The 1797-nt window shown below is 48.3% G+C and carries 1 protein-coding gene; it reads left to right on the top strand.

The features are described from left to right. The first annotated feature begins 159 nt into the window (after nt 1-159). The gene (gene glmM / locus PX482_RS23050; protein ID WP_288123077.1) at nt 160-1599 is read left to right on the top strand and encodes a phosphoglucosamine mutase; all 1440 of its coding nucleotides are present in this window, start codon (nt 160-162) and stop codon (nt 1597-1599) included. Nucleotides 1600-1797 lie beyond the last annotated feature (198 nt).

The raw sequence follows: 1797 nt of genomic DNA, 5'->3' as shown, positions 1-1797 counted from the left end.
CCACACCCCACACCCCACACCCCACACCCCACACCCCACACCCCACACCCTATGTAAGGAACCCCGGAAAGAGAATTAAGGTCAACTGGGAACATTGATTTTAAAAAATCGGTGATCATGTTATCCTCTGAGTGTGTTGTGTGAGGAAAGGAATCGGCCATGGTAGCTTCTCTGTCGTATCAAAATGGGCAAAAAACTCGATCGCATCCCCTGTTATCCTTAGGGGGTTTGATCGAATTACCGTCATCACCCCTGTTTGGCACGGACGGAATTCGCGGCCAAGTGGGAGAATTATTAACTGCCCCCCTAGCGCTACAAATCGGATTTTGGGCAGGACAGGTATTAAAAAATCAAGCTGGTGTCACCAAACCAGTAATTATCGGTCAAGATTCCCGTAATTCCAGTGATATGTTAGCCAATGCTATCACTGCGGGTTTAACTTGGGCGGGAATAGAAGTCTGGCAACTGGGATTATGTCCCACTCCCTGCGTCGCCTATTTAACCAGAGAAAGCGAAGCGATGGGGGGGATCATGATTTCTGCCAGTCATAATCCTCCCGAAGATAACGGCATTAAATTTTTTGACAGCAGCGGTTTAAAATTATCTGGCACTTTAGCGGCACAGATAGAAGCGGGTTTAAGAGGCAATTTAGAATTAGCAGATAAACCAGAAAATTGGGGAAAAGCGACTTTTTGTCCCGAATTAATCCAAAAATATTATCAAGCTGTCATTGATTCCGTCGGGAGGGATATTAACCTATCGGGATTAAAAATAGTTTTGGATCTGGCTTGGGGGGCAGCCGTTAACCTAGCACCTTTAGTATTCCAAACCTTGGGGGCGGAAGTTATCTGCCTACACGATCGAGCCGACGGCGATCGCATTAACGTTAATTGTGGTTCTACCCATTTAGAAAGCTTACAGGCGGCGGTGATTAATCAGCAAGCGGATTTAGGGTTTGCCTTCGATGGCGATGCCGATCGAGTCCTGGCCGTGGATAGTCAAGGTAGAGTAGTAGATGGCGATTATATCCTCTATTTTTGGGGTCGTTCCCTCTTAGAAGCCGGACAGCTACCCGATGGGTTATTAGTAGCAACGGTGATGGCTAATTTAGGTTTTGAACGCGCTTGGCAAAAACTGGGGGGTCAATTCTTGCGGACTGCCGTGGGCGATCAGCACGTTCAGGCGCAAATGTGGGAAACTGGAGCCATGCTAGGGGGTGAACAATCCGGTCATATTCTCTGCCATCATTACGGGGTTTCTGGGGATGGAATGCAAACCGCCCTACATTTAGCGGCTTTAGTGCAGAAATCGGCGGTTTCCTTGGCTAACTTAGTCGATCATAGCTTTGTCACCTATCCGCAGATTTTACGCAATGTGCGGGTGGAAGATAGAGAAGTGCGACGTAATTGGCAGCAATGTGAACCTTTGCGGCGAGAAATCCGCAAAGCTGAGACAGCTATGGCAGAAAAAGGCAGAATTTTGGTGCGCGCTTCCGGGACAGAACCCTTAATTCGGGTGATGGTGGAAGCAGAAACCCTAGAATTAGCCAATTTTTGGACAGAAAGGCTAGTGGCAGCGGTGCGAAGCTATCTTTTGTAGTCGATCGAGGGGGACAGGGATTATAATGCCCTTAGCCTAGCCTAGCAAGGGATAATTGTCACTAACCCCGCCCTAAAAGGGACGGGGCTTGCCTAAACCAATTTAGGCGACGCAAGTAGAGACTACCGCATCGAGACACAATCTGGCACAGACCTCCGAATACTTCCCTAGTTCGGATTCCCTCTCAGCTTTATTGGT

The sequence above is a fragment of the Microcystis sp. M53602_WE12 genome, from assembly GCF_030065455.1.
Taxonomy (GTDB): domain Bacteria; phylum Cyanobacteriota; class Cyanobacteriia; order Cyanobacteriales; family Microcystaceae; genus Microcystis; species Microcystis aeruginosa.
The sequence above is the reverse complement of the archived record's forward strand: the minus strand, read 5'-3'. Positions and strand labels throughout refer to the sequence as shown.